At 51.0% G+C, this 18,110-nt stretch carries 13 protein-coding genes, 11 tRNA genes and 1 pseudogene; 2 read left to right on the top strand and 23 right to left on the bottom strand.

Annotated elements, in window-relative coordinates:
• Positions 1–2: 2 nt before the first annotated feature.
• Positions 3–596 (bottom strand): DUF1819 family protein, encoded by a 594-nt coding sequence (locus CGZ75_RS19620; RefSeq protein ID WP_089525996.1) that lies wholly within the window; start codon positions 594–596, stop codon positions 3–5.
• Between the two features lie 356 nt (positions 597–952).
• Between CGZ75_RS19620 and CGZ75_RS19615 the strand changes: the two genes are divergently transcribed.
• Both CGZ75_RS19615 and tnpC read left to right on the top strand, forming a co-directional pair.
• Entirely contained in the window at positions 953–1,453 is a 501-nt protein-coding gene (locus tag CGZ75_RS19615) for a DUF6444 domain-containing protein (RefSeq protein WP_089525995.1), read from the top strand.
• A gap of 12 nt (positions 1,454–1,465) precedes the next feature.
• Positions 1,466–2,410: pseudogene (gene tnpC / locus CGZ75_RS19610) on the top strand (IS66 family transposase); the annotation flags it as partial.
• Here the strand turns inward: tnpC and CGZ75_RS19605 are convergent.
• From CGZ75_RS19605 to CGZ75_RS19505, 22 genes are all read right to left on the bottom strand, one after another.
• The gene (locus CGZ75_RS19605) at positions 2,393–3,004 is read right to left on the bottom strand and encodes a TnsA endonuclease N-terminal domain-containing protein (protein WP_245850972.1); all 612 of its coding nucleotides are present in this window, start codon (positions 3,002–3,004) and stop codon (positions 2,393–2,395) included. The pseudogene tnpC and the gene CGZ75_RS19605 sit on opposite strands and share 18 nt — an antisense overlap.
• Before the next feature lie 480 nt (positions 3,005–3,484).
• Positions 3,485–5,317, bottom strand: a complete 1,833-nt coding sequence (gene glmS / locus CGZ75_RS19600; protein WP_089525993.1) for a glutamine--fructose-6-phosphate transaminase (isomerizing) — start codon at positions 5,315–5,317, stop codon at positions 3,485–3,487.
• Between the two features lie 347 nt (positions 5,318–5,664).
• Positions 5,665–5,838 (bottom strand): hypothetical protein, encoded by a 174-nt coding sequence (locus tag CGZ75_RS25435; RefSeq protein WP_176444929.1) that lies wholly within the window; start codon positions 5,836–5,838, stop codon positions 5,665–5,667.
• 380 nt (positions 5,839–6,218) lie between these two features.
• The gene (gene glmM, locus CGZ75_RS19595; RefSeq protein ID WP_089525992.1) at positions 6,219–7,559 is read right to left on the bottom strand and encodes a phosphoglucosamine mutase; all 1,341 of its coding nucleotides are present in this window, start codon (positions 7,557–7,559) and stop codon (positions 6,219–6,221) included.
• A gap of 305 nt (positions 7,560–7,864) precedes the next feature.
• On the bottom strand, positions 7,865–9,262 hold the full coding sequence (locus CGZ75_RS19590; RefSeq protein WP_176444928.1) for a CdaR family protein: 1,398 nt from the start codon (positions 9,260–9,262) through the stop codon (positions 7,865–7,867).
• Positions 9,255–10,097, bottom strand: coding sequence for a diadenylate cyclase CdaA (cdaA, locus tag CGZ75_RS19585; protein WP_089525990.1), 843 nt, complete (start codon positions 10,095–10,097; stop codon positions 9,255–9,257). Before cdaA ends, CGZ75_RS19590 begins: the two co-directional genes overlap by 8 nt.
• 159 nt (positions 10,098–10,256) lie before the next feature.
• A complete protein-coding gene (locus CGZ75_RS19580) occupies positions 10,257–10,883 on the bottom strand; it encodes a zf-HC2 domain-containing protein (protein ID WP_089525989.1) in 627 nt (208 codons plus the stop codon).
• A 153-nt stretch (positions 10,884–11,036) separates the two neighbouring features.
• On the bottom strand, positions 11,037–11,612 hold the full coding sequence (gene sigW / locus CGZ75_RS19575; protein WP_425436524.1) for an RNA polymerase sigma factor SigW: 576 nt from the start codon (positions 11,610–11,612) through the stop codon (positions 11,037–11,039).
• 275 nt (positions 11,613–11,887) lie between these two features.
• Entirely contained in the window at positions 11,888–14,692 is a 2,805-nt protein-coding gene (ppc, locus tag CGZ75_RS19570; RefSeq protein ID WP_089525988.1) for a phosphoenolpyruvate carboxylase, read from the bottom strand.
• A 332-nt stretch (positions 14,693–15,024) separates the two neighbouring features.
• Positions 15,025–15,098: transfer RNA gene (locus CGZ75_RS19565), tRNA-Gly, on the bottom strand.
• A 29-nt stretch (positions 15,099–15,127) separates the two neighbouring features.
• Positions 15,128–15,204: transfer RNA gene (locus CGZ75_RS19560), tRNA-Pro, on the bottom strand.
• A gap of 9 nt (positions 15,205–15,213) precedes the next feature.
• Positions 15,214–15,290 (bottom strand) — tRNA-Arg (locus CGZ75_RS19555).
• 3 nt (positions 15,291–15,293) lie between these two features.
• A tRNA-Gly gene (locus CGZ75_RS19550) sits at positions 15,294–15,368 on the bottom strand.
• An 85-nt stretch (positions 15,369–15,453) separates the two neighbouring features.
• Positions 15,454–16,260 (bottom strand): hypothetical protein, encoded by an 807-nt coding sequence (locus CGZ75_RS19545; protein WP_089525987.1) that lies wholly within the window; start codon positions 16,258–16,260, stop codon positions 15,454–15,456.
• A 36-nt stretch (positions 16,261–16,296) separates the two neighbouring features.
• Positions 16,297–17,157 (bottom strand): ABC transporter ATP-binding protein, encoded by an 861-nt coding sequence (locus tag CGZ75_RS19540; protein WP_089525986.1) that lies wholly within the window; start codon positions 17,155–17,157, stop codon positions 16,297–16,299.
• A 224-nt stretch (positions 17,158–17,381) separates the two neighbouring features.
• Positions 17,382–17,462, bottom strand: a tRNA-Leu gene (locus CGZ75_RS19535).
• Between the two features lie 10 nt (positions 17,463–17,472).
• Positions 17,473–17,545, bottom strand: a tRNA-Lys gene (locus CGZ75_RS19530).
• Between the two features lie 5 nt (positions 17,546–17,550).
• Positions 17,551–17,625 (bottom strand) — tRNA-Gln (locus CGZ75_RS19525).
• A 9-nt stretch (positions 17,626–17,634) separates the two neighbouring features.
• Positions 17,635–17,710, bottom strand: a tRNA-Val gene (locus CGZ75_RS19520).
• A 47-nt stretch (positions 17,711–17,757) separates the two neighbouring features.
• A tRNA-Glu gene (locus CGZ75_RS19515) sits at positions 17,758–17,832 on the bottom strand.
• A 4-nt stretch (positions 17,833–17,836) separates the two neighbouring features.
• Positions 17,837–17,927, bottom strand: a tRNA-Ser gene (locus tag CGZ75_RS19510).
• Between the two features lie 3 nt (positions 17,928–17,930).
• Positions 17,931–18,006, bottom strand: a tRNA-Asn gene (locus tag CGZ75_RS19505).
• Positions 18,007–18,110 lie beyond the last annotated feature (104 nt).

Below are 18,110 nucleotides of genomic sequence, written 5' to 3'. Positions count from 1 at the left end.
ACCTACCTTAATATGGTCATCTTATACAGCAATGGGTATTTCCCCTCGGCATACTGTCTCAATTCTGAATTGATGTGAAGTGGGTTCAATTGATATTCCCCATTGCCGTTTTCAGCAAAAAGCCCGCATTCTCTGAAAAACATAGTTATAGACTGCCGCATCCTCTTTTTAGTCTGGGGAGTCCAATATTTCACTTCATCAGATTCAGATTCTTTACGCTCAAAAAAATAATCCAAATCAGATACTCTAATTACATTTTTGTCATCTTGGTAATTATACAAAACACACTCTATAAAAAACTCATATGGAAATCGATACGTTACAAGATAACTATATAAAATCAACGCATTCTCATCATAACGGGTACCGTTTAGGTAATTACTACTTAAAACTTGGTCAAACGTTTTTATTCGCTGATTCACTTTTTGTAATCGTTCTTTAATTCCTGATTCACTTTGCAAATGAAATGAATTATGTACGATTAAATACTCCAATAATTCTTTGTGCGAGAGCCCTTCGCCCTGTAAACGTAAGACTTCTCTTATTTCCTGGCGGAATAGTCCTGCACCAGTAAATCCCGCTGCGTATTGTTTCATTAAGCAATCGCCCTTATCAAAAATTTATAGTTCTTAAGTCGGACTTCCCAATCATACATACTCAACAACAGGAGTTCATCCCTTAATAATGATTCCCTTACTTCTTACAATTCGACAAAATCGTGTAAAATACCTTCATAACCATTATACCACGGAGTAAGGGCATTATAATGTCAGCGAATATACGTTCTAAATTCATAAATATAAACCCTATATAGCAGGTAAATTATTCCTTTCCAGCGAATTAATCGTTACTACTTAGGTCCTCCTTCAATGAAGAGGGCCTTTTATCGTTATAGAGGAAATCAACCCATCATGTCGAATTCTTGCCAAATCGGAATTGGAGGAGGGCACACATGAAACCGACCGTGCAGATGGTGGACAAGATGAGCAAAGGGGATCCGGAGATTGCCGGCTATTTCCATGCTCTTTTTGGCATCATCGACCAACAGGCAAAGCGCATCCAGCACCTCGAAGTACGTGTCGTCGAGTTGGAACGACAGCTGGGGCAGAACAGCTCCAACAGCAGCAAGCCGCCCTCCAGCGACGGCTTGCGCAAACCGACGAACTCTCGTACCCCTGGCGGCAAAAACGGTGCGCCCAAAGGCCATAAAGGCACGACGCTGCACGCGGTCCAGGATCCCGACGAGATTACATTCCACGTGCTCTCCTCCTGCTCGGACTGCCATCACTCGCTTGCATCCGTTCCGAATCTCCGGTTTGAAAAGCGTCAAGTATTCGATTTGCCTGCACCGCGAGTCTGGGTGACCGAACACCGGGCGGAGATCAAATGCTGCCCAGCTTGCGGGCGAAAGCAGAAAGCCGCCTTCCCCGAAGGCGTGGAGGCTCCCGTTTAGTATGGCACCGGTTTTGCCGCATGGACGGCGTACCTGCATGCCTTTCAGATGATGCCGCTGGATCGAATCCGCCGGCTCTTTACGGACCTGACGGGCTATGCGCCGAGCGAAGCGACTCTGCTCGCTTCGCTACAAGACATGCATCACAAGCTGGAGGCTCCCGAGGCGCAGATTCGTGCGCAGTTGCTGGGCCAACCCGTTGTCCATGCGGACGAAACTGGCTTCCGAGCGGATGGCAGGACGCAGTGGATGCATGTCGCCAGCGATGAGACTTGGACGCTGCTTGACGTGCATTCGGGACGCGGACGTGAGGGCATGGAGGCGCTTGGTTTCTTGCCGGCTTACAGCGGAACAGTCGTCCACGACTACCTGGCGTCGTACTTCAAGGCAGACTATGCCTTCGAGCACGCCCTGTGCAATGCGCACCTGCTGCGGGAATGCCAAGGCCAAGGCATCGTCGACTATGACGGTCACGCCTGGGCAGCGGAGATGAAGGAGCTGTTGCAGGAGAGCTGGAAGCTTGCACGCGCCGCTCGCATGGAGGGAACAAGCCTGCAGCCAGAGGTGATCCAGGCCGTGAGCGAATGGTATGACACCATTCTCGAGCGAGGCGCTGCCGAGTGGACGAGCAAAGACGCTAAGCAGCCGAAGGCAACGGGAGGCAAGCGAAAGAAAAGCAAAGCGGAAAATCTGGCGATTCGGTTCCGTCTTTACAAGGACACCGTTCTCCGGTTTATTCACGATGCCCGGATTCCCTTTGACAACAACCAAGCGGAACGAGATTTGCGCATGGTCAAGGTAAAACAGAAGGTCTCTGGAGCCTTTCGCACCGTAACAGGCGCGGAACGGTTTGCTCGACTTCGAGGCTTTATTAGCACATGCCTAAAACAAAACATCCCCGTGCTGGCATCGCTAACGGACGCGACCAGGGGACAGTTCCTATTTCAGACTACCTAAGTAGTAACCATCATTCACACTAGGTCTTGTTTCAAGGTATTTTGCTTCCGACAACCATTCAATGTTCTTTACAAGAGTAACCGGTATTTTGTTTTCAGTTATAATACACCAGTCAATGCCCTGCTCTGCAAAATAGATTCTTTCAATTTCAAAAAGCTCCAAAGTACGACCATACAGTTTTTCACATGGTTTGATTGTTCTAATGATGTCTCGAGGTCCAGCCTTCGTTTTACATGTGAGCCTAAAATCAGTCGTCATGATCACAGGAGTCCCATCTATGTTTGCATGCTTAATACCGAGTTGTTTCGCTATTTCAATAGTCTTCTCAATTGGTAAAAGGGGCCACTGTTCACGAATATCTGTAATTCCATCAAGCCACTCACAGTAGTATAGATACTTCCTCTCATGCTCCGATAAGGTGTGATGAATGCGTCCTGTCTTCCAGCCTTTATGCCGAGCTAGCCATCCCTCTGAAGCAATTTTATTATCATGCGCCTGAATAAATGGCGTATACTCTGACCCTGCCCCCTGTCCTCTTCCTTTCTTAATATAATTTTCTTGTAATTTTGTTATCCTCATACTGCGACGAGACATTATTTCTCTCCCCTTTCAAATTCATTCAATTGAATGTTCAATACCCCTAGAAAGCACTAATGGCTTCGCCCTTGAAAACTCAAGGACGAAGCCATTAAATTAGATTGTATACGCATATCTTGCTGTTGGATGATTTAATACTCCTACCTTTTTTCTCCAAACTCTTTACTCCGTTATATAACTATGTATAAATGGATTCGACATACAAAGCGCGTTTCCTGCATCGTCTTTGAAAATGAAAAAAGCCGAGGAGATGCAGGAGTGGAAACCTGAATCTCGCTCGGCGGCTCAGCTGCAAACTTTAAGTGACATAGGCAGACTTTGTGGAACATGGGTGAACTTTTAAGGGAAAGCACAAATAAACTTAAAGGAACTAACTCTAGTGTTAAAGAACCAACTCTAATTTAAAATCACTAACTATAATGTCTAGGCACTAACTTTAATGTAACTGAACAAAGGTGTACAACAATTCCTTTCCCCCTACTCCACCGTCACACTCTTCGCCAAATTCCTTGGCTTATCAACATCATTACCACGGGCCAGGGAAGCGTAGTAGCTCAGCAGTTGGAGAGGCACAACCGACAGCGCCGGGGTCAGCAGAGGAAGCGTCCGCGGAATCGAGAATACTTCGTCGACGGACTTCATCACTTCGCCTTCGTAACCGGCGTTAGCTACGCCAAGAACATGAGCTCCGCGAGCTTTAACTTCCTTGATGTTGCTCAGCGTTTTCTCGTAGAGATCCTCCTGCGTCACCAAAGCGATAACCGGAACTCCATCTTCGATCAGCGCCAGCGTACCATGCTTCAGCTCACCAGCTGCATAAGCCTCGGAGTGAATGTAGCTGATTTCTTTCAGCTTCAGCGATCCCTCTTGAGCGACGGCAAAGTCGAGTCCGCGGCCAATGAAGAACAGGTTGTCATGCTTCGACATGGACTCCGCCACGCCTTTGAACACATTCGCTTGCTCCAGAATGCTTTCGACTTGATCAGGCAGCTTGTTCATAGCGGCAACAATCTCCGCTACTTTCGCCTCTTCCACAGTACCGCGTTCCTGTGCCAAATAAAGACCTAAAAGGTAGAAGGCAATCAGCTGCGAAGAGTAGCCTTTTGTCGAAGCAACCGCGATTTCTGGGCCTGCCCAGGTCGTGATTACATCGTCCGCATCGCGAGCTACTGAGCTGCCGACAACATTCGTAATCGCGAGTACACGAGCGCCATTGCGCTTCGCTTCGCGGAGAGCTGCAAGCGTATCGGCCGTTTCACCAGATTGGCTCACGACGATTACTAGCGTATCTGGCGTAATGATCGGCGAGCGGTAGCGATACTCGGAAGCAACATCCGTCTCTACCGGAATACGCGCCAAGCTCTCGATGACGGTTTTGCCAACGAGTCCAGCATGGAAAGCCGTGCCGCAAGCAACGATGTGAATACGGGATATTCCGCGAATCTGCTCGGTCGTCATACCGATTTCCTTCAGCTCAACCGACTTGCCGTCATCGCTGATGCGACCCAGCATTGTGTCGCGGTAAGCCTTTGGCTGCTCGTGGATTTCCTTCAGCATGAAGTGATCGAATCCGGCTTTTTCTGCCGTAACAAGATCCCAATCGACATGGAATATTTCCTTGGAAATAATGTCGCCCGAAGTCGTCATCAGTTCGACACCAGAACGCGTCAGAACAGCCATTTCGCCATCGTTCAAAATATAAACATTGCGGGTATATTCCAGAATAGCAGGGATATCGGACCCGATAAAATTCTCGTTCTCGCCGATGCCAATAACAAGCGGGCTCGCAAAACGCACCGCTACAAGCTTTGTCGGCTCATATTCCGTAAGAACGCCAAGCGCATAGGCGCCTCTCATTCTTTTTACCGCACGCTGTACAGCAGAAACAATATCACCGTCATACTCATCCGCAATAAGATGCGAGATGACTTCAGTGTCGGTTTCCGACACGAATACATGACCTTTTGCGCCGAGCTCATCCTTGAGATCCAAATAGTTTTCGACAATGCCGTTATGCACAACCGAGAACTTGGAGCTGTTGTCGGTATGCGGATGGGAGTTCACGTCCGATGGCTTGCCATGCGTGGCCCAACGGGTATGCCCGATGCCGACAGTGCCTTCGATCGGCTCGCTTTTCAGCTTATCCTCAAGCATCGCGATGCGGCCCTTGGACTTGCGAATTTCCAAACCATTGTTCGTAAACACGGCGATGCCCGCGGAGTCGTACCCACGGTACTCCAGCTTCTTGAGCCCTTCGATCAGAACTTCCTTTGAATCCCGATTACCGATATAGCCAACGATTCCACACATAATGAAATAATCCTCCGTATGCGGCCACAAGCCGCTCCGGTCCCGATGCCTTGAATCATGGCTAATGAGCAATATTCAATTAAGCCTTTGGCCCTGGGCCAAGGCATCCGATCCGTTTAAGCGGCTTGCCCGCTCTCATAATTAGGTTTAAGGCGCGCTCCGTTAAGCCGTCCTCTGTAGGCGACTTCACACACGCATATAAAAGCAGTTAAATTAGGTCTAGTATCATCGCATAAGGCTGAACTTATCCCGCCCCATACGTAAGAAATTCATATCAGCATGCTTGCCATCTGTTTGTGGGACCGGTTGCCCGCGTCCTTTTGCAGTCATGGCTGTCGATGTCATGCTCACCGGAAGGTCCCCGCCGAAATTTCGAACACCTTCACCTCGTCAGCTTGCGTCAGCGCTTCGGTAGTCAGGTTCAATCGTTTCTTGCGAAACGATGGCTCCGTCAAGCTTCGGCTATGGCCCTCTGGCTGCCTATGGCTATCTGTCGGAACGCAGCTCGTAAAGCCGCTCATCTGACCTCTCCCGCTTCGGAGCGGAAGGTCCGTTGGTGAATCCACGCTGTATGGTTGCAAGCTCTGGCGCTTTGTATAACTCGTGTTGCCTCGATCCTCCCTTTCCTGCTGGAATCACAATACCCTCTATCTTATTCAATGCAGACGCAGAGCGCAACCCCCACTTGTGGGAAATACGTTCTTAATCCGCCCATTATCCCCGGCAGTTGCTGCTGCCAAGGCCAGAGCATTAAAGACATTTAACCCAGGATCAACCTGGGCTAAACGACTCATAACGAATATCTCCGCCTGGTCCAGATCAGCAGCCTACAGAATACCCACCATATACACCGGATCATCCAATCTGCTCAGGCCAACATTCCACTCAAACCGCTGTAATTCTAGCCAAGCTCGGCCTTAACCACATGCACGATTTCATCGACATATGCCGCCACTTGCTCTTTGTCCGGGCCTTCCGCCATGACGCGGATAAGCGATTCCGTACCGGACGGACGAACCAGCACTCGGCCGTTGTCGCCAAGCTCCTGCTCGACCTTTTGAACTGCTGCGAGGATCGCTGCATTATCATTGTAGAGCGACTTGTCAGCTACGCGCACATTGATGAGCACTTGCGGATATTTACGCATGAGTTTTTTGAGCTCGCCCAGCTTGCGGTCGGATTTTACGAGCGTATCTGTCAGCTGCAGCGCGGTCAAAATGCCGTCTCCCGTCGTATTATAATCGAGGAAAATAACATGGCCAGACTGCTCACCGCCCAGATTGAAACCGCCGCGACGCATCTCTTCCATAACGTAGCGATCGCCGACAGCGGTACGTGCCGTACCGAGGCCAAGGCCTTCCGCCGCTTTGAAAAAGCCGATGTTGCTCATTACCGTTGTAACAACGGTATCGTTTTTCAGCGTACCAGCACGCTTCATGGCATCGCCACAGATGCAGAGGATGAAGTCGCCATCTACTTCTTCGCCATTCTCGTCAATCGCGATCAGTCGATCAGCGTCGCCGTCGAAGCTCAGGCCGAAGTCTGCGCCATGGCGCAGCACTTCATCACGCAAATACTCCGGATGCGTTGAACCAACGCCATCATTGATGTTGCGTCCGTTAGGCTCTGCGCCGACGGTGATGATCTCCGCTCCAAGCTCACGGAATACTTGCGGCGCCAGCTCGTAAGCAGAGCCATTGGCACAGTCGAGTACGATTTTAAGGCCGTCAAACTTCGAGGAAACCGTCGTTTTCAGGAAGTCGAGGTACTCCCGCTTACCGCTCTTGTGATCCTCTACCGTACCGATGTCGCCGCCAATTGGACGCGGCAGCTCGTCTGTCTCAGCGTCCATCAAGCGCTCGATTTCAAGCTCCGTCTCGTCGGTCAGCTTGAAGCCGTCCCCGCCGAAAAACTTAATGCCATTATCCGCAACCGGATTATGCGAAGCGGAGATCATGACACCAGCATCTGCTTTTAGCAAACGGGTCAAGTAAGCTACAGCAGGCGTGGAGACAACGCCAAGACGAACAACGCTCGCTCCGATGGAAAGTAGACCCGCGATAAGCGCGGATTCCAGCATTGGACCCGAGATCCGAGTATCAAGACCGATTACGACAGTTGGTTTATGTGCTCCCGCTGTCAGAACGTAGCCGCCACAGCGACCAATTTTATATGCAAGCTCCGGCGTCAGCTCGAGGTTTGCTACCCCGCGTACTCCGTCGGTTCCAAAATATTTGCCCATGAATTCATGCTGCCCCTTTTCTGTGTGTGGTATTTAGTGGTTAAAAGCACTTACTGGATAAAAGTGTTAGTTGATGAATGGTGTTTATTATAAAGGGTTGATGCTGTTAATGCTATACAGGGTTAATCCATAGCCCGTGGCGATAAGCTTAATAGAGTATATTACGCAGCAGATGCCCATACAGGTTCCGAGCAAAATCCCAGGCGGAGCGGTTATCGCAAACTCCGTCAGGATTCCCGCTGTCACCCCAAACTTATCGTAAACTCAGCTAGGATTCCCGTTGTCGCCGCTGGCCTATTGTTAACTCAGCCAGGATTATCGTTGCCGCCCCCGCCATTGCTGTCCCCCGTATTACCTGCTGCACCAGGCTCTTCCTCCGTAGTACCAGGATCCGAGCTTCCTCCATTAGGAGGACTGCTTGGCGTTGGAGTTGGGGAAGGCGACCCGCCATCCTGGTCTGGCAGCGTAGAAGCCGGCTCGCTCGCGGTCAGTCGCACAGTCACCAGCGGAGCTTCACCAGCAGCCTGTACAAAGTTCGGCAATGTCAACTTCAGGCGCACCTCATGCGTGCCCTCTTTGAGATCCTGCAAATCGGCAACGGCTCGAATATCGCCGACCTTAACGCTGGCCAGCTCTTCCGGAGTGCCTCGCACCCCGATGCTGGCCGTGCCGTCCTCTGGCTTCTCCAGCGAAGCGTCCAGGCCGCTACCGGTATTCTCCAGCAGGATTGGAACCTCCAGCGTCCTGACATCGGAGGAGGCGAGTGTGACCATTACCTTCACTTTACTCGGTTCCACCGCCTTCATTCCTTCTGGCGGCAGCAGCTCCAGCTCCACCTCGCCGGATGCCTTGATCTGCGTCAGATCCACTTCGACCGCGAGCAAATTGACAGATTCCAGCTTATCTCGATTACCATATACCGTAACTTCCTTGACGCGCGTCTCGATTGCTTGAAGCGAGAGACCATCGGGCAATTCGCCCTTATTTCCAATCTGCAGCGGGACCGCCTTGCCTGGCAGCGTGACCGGTACCTCTACATCCAGCGTTTGCGGCTCCAATATCGCTCCCTGGATTTCATTGCCCGACTTATCAAAGACGATCATCCGCGCCTTTTTGTCTCGAACCGTCTCCTGCTCGCCATCCACATTCACAAAAACCTTCACCGAACCGACCCTAGCGAGGTCCTGAGCTGGCAATGTGACTTGCACGGAACTGCCCGGCTTGATGATCGGCGCGCCAACTTCATACGCCTCTGCCGGTTTGCCTTGCGTAACGATGCCCGCCTCGAAAGTGCCGCTCTCCAGACGATCAATAACGACTTCAACCTGGGCTGGAGATACGGTGAGAAGCTCGATCCCGCGAGGCAGCTTGCCCACCGTGAGTGGAACTGTGTAGGTACCTGGCCCTTTACCGCTCAGATTGACGCTTACCGAGTAATCGTCATCCTCCGCAAAAGCCAGCGCCGATCGACTGCCGCGCACCATCATTCTGGCTACACTTGGCTCCAGCAGCTTGAGTGCGTAGGAGCTCTCATCGAGCCCTTCGGTTTTGATGCTGACCATGTCGACGCTTTTGGTCTCCGTTGTAGAGGTGACCGTATTGGGCGTCGACTCCGGGTCAAAATGAACAACGGCCCAAAGCAATATGCCAATGACGACCGACAGAATTTTGACTGCCGTAGGATGGCTCAGCCATTTATCCATTGGCATCCCCTTCTTTCTTTTTACGGAAAAGGAACTTGGACTTAGGCTTCACAGCCTGCCCGTTCTGTTGAGAAAGCTCCTCGAACAGCTTGGAAATAAGCGACTCTTCCTTAATGTCCCGGACAATCATGCCGCCTACTGCGAGCGTAATTTGTCCTGTCTCCTCGGATACGATTACCGATACGGCGTCGGTCACCTCGCTGACACCGATCGCTGCACGATGCCGCGTGCCTAGCTCCTTACTTATAAAAGGATTCTCCGATAAAGGAAGGTAACAAGCAGCCGCCATGATCTGCGGTCCGCGAATAATGATCGCTCCATCATGAAGCGGCGTATTCGGCGTGAAAATATTAATCAGCAGCTCCGAGCTGATGGTCGACTCCATCTTAATACCGGATTCGATTAACTCGCTCAATCCCGTGCTCCGCTCAAATACGATCAAAGCCCCGATCTTCCGCTTCGACATGAACTGAACCGCCTTGATCAGCTCCGAGATGCGCTCATTGAGCTGGTCACGGTCGAGCGAGGAGGTGCGCGCAAACAACGTGCCACGTCCAAGCTGCTCCAACGCACGTCGCAGCTCAGGTTGGAAGATAACGAGGATTGTGACAACGCCGAAGGTGAACATTTGGTTCATCAGCCACTTAAGCGTATAGAGATCGAACCAGGTGCTGATCGCCCAGGTGAGTACGAGCAACAGAATGCCTTTGATCAGCTGTACCGCTCGTGTTCCACGGACAAGCAGAATCAATTTATAGATGATATAACTGACGATCCCGATGTCGATAATGTTCCGGATCCAGTTTTGCCATGTCATTTCGGTGAAAAAACTCATATCCGATACCCCCGCCGCTGCTTGCGGTCCTTCTCTATGTATGACCGAAGACTTTTCACATAATCCTTTTAAGATAACCCTATTCTTTTCTAGGTATCATAACATAAATCCCTTTTAGGCAAAAAAAATGCTCCCTGCACGCAGGGAGCTGAACTCATCTTAAGGCTTACTGCCAAAAGTTTGAGTCACTTTGTACCAGAAACGATCCAGCAGCTGGTCAATCGTACGCGTCTGGCCGGCGATCTGGGCCGTGGAAGCCGTCAGCAGCGATCCGTCAATGACGGTCACGCTGCCCTGCACCTGTCCACGTACATCGGCCGTACCATTCTCTACGGTCAGACTCCCATTGATCTGCGAGCCCTCCGGAACGATAACCGTATGACCGTCGATAATGACCTGTTTAAGGTCATCGCCTCTGACGATCAGCTCGGATCCGTTATTGACTGTAGGTGCGAGACTGGCCATCATAACCAGAACAAACACGGCTGCTGCCGTTACAGCAGGATGTCTGCGAATCCATCCCGTCCAATCTCTATGACGAGCGGGAGAGGGAATTTGTTTTAAAATCTTTGCGGTTAACGCAGCAGAAGTGGCCGGCGAAATCGCCTGTCCCTTTGGCTCAGCCATAACCGAGGAGAGAAGAGCTTCCGTTTTCTCCAGCTGATCGAATCGAGCTCTGCAAGCAGGGCAGGAAATTAGATGCTGTTTGAGGGTGACGGCATCCTCGCGAGGAAGCTCGCCGTCTATATAGTCGTGCATCCAGACGATAGCGACATTACAATTCATGGCAGCCAGTCCTTTCTTCAGGGTACAGAGGCAGGCCCTGCCCGTCTTCTATCGGCATGGGCAGATTAGGCCAGTAAGTCGCTCATGCCAGGGGTCTATCTATAACTTACGTATAACTGCGAAAGGTGTTTCACTTTTTATCCGAAGCATGGATTATAATTTGTGCTCCAGCTTTTTTCTCAAGAATTCCCTACCGCGATGAACGCGTGTTTTAATCGTTGTGACCGGCATATCCATCACATCACCGATTTCCTGCAAGGATAGATCCTCCAAATAGCGGAGTACCATAACCGTCTTGTACTTCGGAGGAAGGGTGTCGATCGCATTGCGAATAATATGCTGCGTCTCCGACAGCAGCACTTCCTCTTCGGGAGAAGTATCCTCACTCGCGAACATCGAATAGCCGTCCAATCCGTCATGCTCCGGCAGCTCTGCATCGAGCGAGAAACCGGGCTTGCGACGGCGCAGACGGTCGATGGATAAATTGGTCGTAATGCGATAGATCCAGGTGGAGAACTTCATGGAATCATCATACCGCTCCATGTTGCGGAATACGCGCAAGAAGGTTTCCTGCACAGCATCCTCGGCCTCCTGCCGATTGTATAACATCCGGTATGCCAGATGGTACAGCTTGTCTTGATACATACCTACAAGCTCCGCGAACGCTCTTTGATCTCCCTTGAGAGCGAGCCGGATCAAGTTGGCTTCAATGGATTTCACAGCTTTCATTCCTCCAGACTAACCGGACTGACCTTATGGAAAACATCCGGGAGAAGCACCGATACCAGAAACTGTCTAGCGCAATGGTAATCCACGAGAACTTAAAAAGCAAGATCCTTCCAACATCGCGCGCTCTTCTGCATCATTAACATCCGAACATGAAACGATGGCTGTCATCTTACGTATGTTCTCTAGACCCCAATCACCAGCCTGTGGAATTCAAAAGAAAAACCGCGCGCTGCAAGAGCGTCGCGGCTTTCCTTGAGAAAATAAAATCTATTCAACTAGCCGGTATTACGAAGGCCAGATGCAATACCGTTGATGGTGAGCAGCACTTCGCGAAGAAGCTGAGTATCATCTTCTTCGTCTTCACGCTTCTGACGAAGCTCGGTTAGCAGTTCCACCTGCAGGTAGCTCAGCGGATCGACATAAGGATTACGAAGTCGGATCGACTCTTGAATGACCGGCACATTATCGAGAATTTCATTTTGCCCGGTAATGTCCATAATCAGTTTGAGCGTCAAGTGGTACTCCTGCTCTACCAGATTGAAGATCCGGTCGCGTACCTGTTCGTTCTTGATCATGCCTGCATACTGGCGGGCGATCAGCAGATCAGCCTTGGCCAGCGCCATCTGCAGATTATCCACGAGCGAGCGGAAGAACGGGAAGCTCTTGTACATGTCGCGAAGCGTCCCAAGACGAGTCTCATCATCTTGCACATAGGCCTGGAATGCCGTACCTGACGCATACCATGCCGGCAGCAGATACCGACTCTGCGTCCAAGCGAATACCCAAGGGATGGCGCGTAGATCTTCAAAGCGATCGCTATTTTTGCGCTTAGCCGGCCGGGAACCGATGTTCAGCTCGCCCACCTCGGACAGAGGAGTAGACTCCTTGAAGAACTCCATGAAATCCGAATCGCGGAAAATAAGATCTTGGTATTTCTCCTGAGCCGTCTCGGAAATCTCCTTGGCGATCTCATCCCACTCTGGCTTAGTCTCCGACATCTGCTCCGGATGCATCGCCAGACGCGCTGCTGTCAGCAACGCCCAGGTGGCCTGCTCCAGACTGCGATAAGCGATCCCTTGCATGGAGTAGCGGGAGCTTAATACTTCTCCCTGCTCCGTAATTTTGATTCCGCCGCCAACCGTATGAGGAGGCTGAGCCAAAATACTGCGGCCAAGAGGCATGCCCCCACGTCCAAGCGAGCCGCCGCGACCATGGAAGAACTTGAGCTTTACGCCGTTGCGTGAACCCGTTTCGGTAATATCGTTAAGCGCGCAACGCAGCTCCCAGTTAGCCGTAACTACCCCGCCGTCCTTGTTGCTGTCGGAGTAGCCCAGCATGATCTCATGCAGATTGCCGCGCGCCTCGACTGCTTTGCGGTATAGCGGCAAATCGAATAGCTTTTGCATGATGCCTGGGGCGGCATGCAGATCGTCGATTGTCTCGAACAGCGGCACCGACTGTAGCGTGCAGCGCACTGCACCGCTCGCCTCTTGGCGGAACAAGCCGACCTCTTTGGCGAATACCATTACCTCGAGCATGTCGCTGGCACCTTGGGTCATGCTGATTAGATAGCTGGAAATACAGCTCTCGCCGAATTCCTGCTGGGCGCGATAGATCGTCTGATACAGATCCAGGCACTCCCGCGTGGATTCCGTGTACTCCAGGTGAGAGGACGTTAGCGGCCGCGGATCGTTAAGCAACCGGTCCAGCAAAGAGATTTTCTCTTCCTCGGAAAGAGAGGTGTAGTCTTCTACGACATGCATTTTGGCCAGGATCTCGGACATAGCCAATTCATGCTCTCTAGAATGCTGACGCACATCCAGCGCTGCCATATGGAAGCCGAACAGCTCCACCTGACGGATAAGCTTACGAACATGAGTATCGGCTGTATAATCCGCAAAATGGGCACGTAGGGAACGATCGATCAGCAACAGATCCTGCTTGAATTCCTCTGGGCTGTTATAACGCTTGGCGCTGCCTCGCAGGGAATCGTCGGCCGTGTTGAACAGCTTCTCCAGCATATAACAAAGCTTAACCTTGTAAGGCTCCTTGGTGTTGCGCCACTTGTCGACTCCACGTAGCTCAACTCGATGCTGATCTTCCTGAATGGAAGCCATTAGCTCGGCAGGCACTTCGACAATGTTGGTGCTGAAGCTCAAAATATCCATCCATTCCTTCAGAATGGCTTCGTATTTGCTCAGAGCCAGCTGTTTGTGGAGGGTCAATGTCTCCCAGGTCACCTTGGCCTTAACGGACGGATTGCCATCCCGATCGCCGCCTATCCAGGAGCCGAACTTCAGATATGCCGGCACATGCCATTGCTCCTGCGGATAGTACTTATCCAGGCAACGCTCTAACTCGCCATAGACATTGGGAAGCACCTCGAACAGAGTCTCATCAAAGTAATAAAGTCCATTGCGAACCTCATCGATGACAGTCGGCTTGCGATCGCGCAGCTCGTCGGTCTGCCACAAAATTTGTACTTCGTTGAGCAGTCCTTCACGCAGCTTCTCCCGCTCCCGATAGGTGAGCGTTGGATTATCCAGCTCCATAAGGCCAAGTGCGATACGCTTGTGGATATCCTGGACAACGCGACGCGTTGCTTCGGTCGGATGCGCTGTCATAACCAGCTCAAGAGAAATGCCGTCCAGCATCGTTTTGACGCCATCAACGGGAATACCCCGCTCATGCAGAACTTGAACAGCCGCCTCAATCGAGCCAGGCTGTACGCCTTCTCCGGCGGAACGCTCATAGTCGCGTTTACGACGGATACGATGGTTCTGCTCGGCAATATTCACCAACTGGAAATAAATTGCAAAAGCCCGGATGACCTGGTGGCGGATGTCAGGACTCAGCGTGGTAATGGTCTTCTTGAACTCATCATATAGCTCGGTTACGAACTCTGCGCGGAGCGCCTTGCTCATCTCACGAATCCGCTCAACCACTTCCAACAACCCTTCGCCGCCCTGATGGACAAGCACATCGCCCAATATATTGCCCATAAATCTGACGTCGCGACGCAGCAGGTTGTTCGATTGCGGGCGAGTCGTCGCTTGAGCAGTTGCAGCCTGTTCCGACATTATGTTCCTCCTCCAGTTCACTCCCCGAAGGCGGGAGGAACCAATTCGTAAGCATAGGTAGCATGGCGCTGAATCCCCGGGTGTCAATGTTAAGGCTAATGGTAGTTTAAACATCCCATTACCCTCAATCCGTTCCCCCTCAAACGTCTCGTACGCAGCTCCAGGCGCGTGTTTCCCGTTAACAGGTGACTTCAAATCGCTTTTCCCATCATACTACAAAACCGATGGGGATAGAAGACTGTGAGGCAGTAATTTTTTGGCGAATCAGCGTGTTAAAGCGTGAAAATAAATGCAAAAAAACCTTGCCTAGGCAAGGTTTAAAGTTATGATTATGGAGCGGGTGATGGGAATCGAACCCACGCTATCAGCTTGGAAGGCTGAAGTTCTACCATTGAACTACACCCGCAGATCACATAGTCATGCAAGTTAAAATAATGGTCGGGATGACACGATTTGAACATGCGACCCCCTGGTCCCAAACCAGGTGCTCTACCAAGCTGAGCTACATCCCGTAATTAAAATGGCGTGCCCGGAGAGATTCGAACTCCCGACCTTTTGATTCGTAGTCAAATGCTCTATCCAGCTGAGCTACGGGCACGTATGGAGCGGAAGACGGGAATCGAACCCGCGACCCTCGCCTTGGCAAGGCGATGCTCTACCGCTGAGCCACTTCCGCTTGTTGAAGAACGTTTTGTTCAACGCGACAAGTAATAATATATCAGGCTCGGACGAGGAATGCAAGTCTTTTTTTTATAAAAAATTCAACTAGATTTACTGCCACAAATTTCATCGTACATTCGGTTGCGTTCCTGCGGCTTCAGACGAGGACAATGATAGCAATACTTGGCATATTCCGTCTTGAACGCAAGGCAGCAAGCACCACGCATCGCCATTTGTGTGCCGGGTTTATAGGGGCTGTCGATGAATGTGAAACGAATAGCCAACGGATTGCGGCGTTCACCGAACGTCTCTCCTGACATGTCTCCCATTACATAGTTGAAGTCCTGCTCCATCGCTTCCTTAAGTTCACTATCCGCCGAGACTGCATCTAATAGTCCGGTTCTCGTATTGTTGAGGCTGCTCGCAAAAAGCCGCCATAAGTCAGTAACTCGAACTCCTGCACCACTAGCCAAGCCCTTGAACATAGGGGAAAGCAAACCGCCGTACAATTGCTCCAGCATCTCCTGCCTCTCTGCAGCAGCCAATCTGATCGGAGTCGACTCCAGTCGGATTGACGAACAAATGAAGCCTATCGACGCGTAAGAGACATCCTCTGGTTTATAAAGCACCATCTGCCAGTCCTCAGGGTCGAGTGAGACGCTGCCAGCACCGCTAGCCGTCAAATAATGAACGCTTCCCGTTATACTGCGAATCCAGGATGGAAAGTATGTAGCCGCAGGTTCTATTGAAGGTGATGGAATCAGCTCTGCATAACGGCTCAGGAACAGCAATGCTGTCTCTGGATTTCCCGCAAGCTCACGAACTGTGGCCTGCATACGGATACCCTCTGGCATCTCCTTCAGCAGCCCTATCTTGCTATGCAGCATATCCTGCGTCCCACTCTCCATTCCTGAGGCCCCTCTCAAAAAAGAAATACCGGCGGTTTAAACACCCGCCGGTTGCAGTACTCGCTGTGATTCGCCCTCAAGATCCAGTACAGGTCGCTCAACTGTCCGTTCCCCTGTCGCAAGAGCGTAAGGAAGGCAAAGAGGAACGCCAGTACGAGGATCGCTGACGATATCAGCTTCTATACCGAACACGTCACGCATCACTTTCGGTCTCATAACTTCCACGGGAGAGCCTTCTGCAAGCACAGTTCCCGACTTGATCGCAACCATGTGATGGGCAAATCGAGAAGCATGATTAAGGTCATGAACGACCATAACAATAGTTCTGTTCTCTTTGGCATTCAGTTGCTGCAACAATTGAAGTACATCCAGCTGATGAGCCATGTCCAGGAAAGTTGTCGGTTCATCCAGGAAGAGGATATCCGTCTCCTGTGCTAACGCCATTGCGATCCAGCCACGCTGCCGCTGTCCACCGGACAACTGATCTACAGGACGGTCGGCAAACATGGTCATGCTCGTAGCGTCCAGAGCCCAAGCAATAATCTCACGATCTTCCTTACGCATGGAGCTGAACCCCTTCTGATAAGGAAAACGTCCGTAGGAGACGAGCTCTTGCACCGTCAATCCGTCAGGAGCCGTTGGATTCTGCGGAAGGATAGCCAGCTCCTTAGCCACATCCTTTGTGGACTGCTTGTGGATAGACTTGCCGTCCAACAGCACTTGGCCGTTCTGGGGTGACATCAGTCGCGCCATCGTTTTCAGAATGGTCGACTTACCAGATCCATTGGAGCCTACGAGCGCAGTAATCTTCCCTTGGGGAATGCTCAAATTTAGATCTCGAACGATTTGCCTTTTCTCGTAGGCTATATCAAGCTGGCTGGTTACTAAACGAACCATGCTGCATGCTCCTCTCTCCTACCGGAGCCATGCTCCGAGTCCCTGATAACGATTATCATTATAGTAAATATGATAACGTTTCTCACTTGTCTTGTCAAAAGAAACCTTCCGAACCCTGTCTATGTCCTGAAGGTTAGTAGTTGATTTTGCTTCATTTTAAGAATGTTGAAAAGAATAGATAACAACGAAAAAAACCTTGATTTCTCAAGGTTTTTAAACAAGTATGCGCGTAGAGGGACTTGAACCCCCACGCCGAAGGCGCCAGATCCTAAGTCTGGTGCGTCTGCCAATTCCGCCATACGCGCAAGTGAAAAGTGAGCCATGAAGGACTCGAACCTTCGACACCCTGATTAAAAGTCAGGTGCTCTACCAACTGAGCTAATGGCTCATGAATGGCTGGGGATTCAGGGATCGAACCTGAGAATGACGGAGTCAAAGTCCGTTGCCTTACCGCTTGGCTAATCCCCAATACATGAGTGGTGGAAGCTGAGGGGATCGAACCCCCGACCCTCTGCTTGTAAGGCAGATGCTCTCCCAGCTGAGCTAAGCTTCCTAAATAGAATGGCCGTTATAGCCAACTCTTATGTAGAAATAGAAAAATGGTGACCCGTAGGGGATTCGAACCCCTGTTACCTCCGTGAAAGGGAGGTGTCTTAACCCCTTGACCAACGGGCCATACTGGCGGAGAGCGAGAGATTCGAACTCTCGATACGCGATTAACGTATACACGATTTCCAATCGTGCTCCTTCGACCACTCGGACAGCTCTCCATATGGCTCCCCGAACAGGACTCGAACCTGTGACAACTCGATTAACAGTCGAGTGCTCTACCAACTGAGCTATCAGGGAATATAAAACTAAGTGTTTCTTCAAGGCTTGCGCCCTGAAAACTGGATCGAACGATATGCCGTGCTGACCGGCTGGTGCTTCACTGATTTGGATAAGCCCTCGAC

The sequence above is a fragment of the Paenibacillus herberti genome (genome assembly GCF_002233675.1).
GTDB classification, from domain to species: domain Bacteria; phylum Bacillota; class Bacilli; order Paenibacillales; family Paenibacillaceae; genus Paenibacillus_O; species Paenibacillus_O herberti.
The sequence above is the reverse complement of the archived record's forward strand: the minus strand, read 5'-3'. Positions and strand labels throughout refer to the sequence as shown.